General features: G+C 68.2%; 1 pseudogene. It reads right to left on the bottom strand.

The features are described from left to right. Window positions 1-82: 82 nt before the first annotated feature. Window positions 83-705: pseudogene (locus tag Q8814_RS26350) on the bottom strand (maltokinase N-terminal cap-like domain-containing protein); the annotation flags it as partial.

The raw sequence follows: 705 nt of genomic DNA, 5'->3' as shown, positions 1-705 counted from the left end.
GTTCGCTGAGGGGTAACGGAAGGGCGGGGGTGGTGACCGAACCGGTCACCACCCGCGCCCTTCCACGCGTGTCCCGCGTGAGCTAGCGGACCAGCCGCCGGATCGCGTTGAGCGGCAACCGCAACCACTGAGGCCGGTGACGGGCCTCGTACACCATCTCGTACACCGCCTTGTCGATCTCGTACGCGCGGAGCAACACGCCCACCTCCCGCGGATCCGTGCCGGAAGCCTCGGCGTAGCCGTCACAGAAGGCGGCACTGTTGCGTTGCGCCCATTCCTGAGCCCGGAACTCCCGCTGCGTGGCGACCCCGTCCGATTCGCTCTCTCGCACCGAATGGTGCGCGGCGTAATCGAACGATCGCAGCATTCCCGCCACGTCGCGCATCGGGCTGTCCGGCTCGCGACGCTCCTGCAAGGATTTGGCCGGTTCGCCTTCGAAGTCGATCAGCAACCACCGTTCGGGTGTGCGTAAGACCTGACCGAGATGCAGATCCGCATGGATGCGCTGCACCGTGATCGGCCCGAGGGAGGCGGCCTCCTCGAACTGCGCGCGCACCGCAGGGGCGAACTCGACAAGTTCGTGGACTTCCACGCTCGCGGCTTCGAGCCGCCGGAGCATGCCGGCGACGAGTTCGGCCGCCGGGCGCTGTGACGTGCCGAGGCCCCGTGCGAGATGAGCGTGTACATCGGCCACCGCCGCGCCCA

Source organism: Rhodococcus chondri, from assembly GCF_036327435.1.
Lineage (GTDB): Bacteria > Actinomycetota > Actinomycetes > Mycobacteriales > Mycobacteriaceae > Rhodococcus > Rhodococcus chondri.
This window is presented reverse-complemented; position numbering and strand designations above follow the sequence as displayed.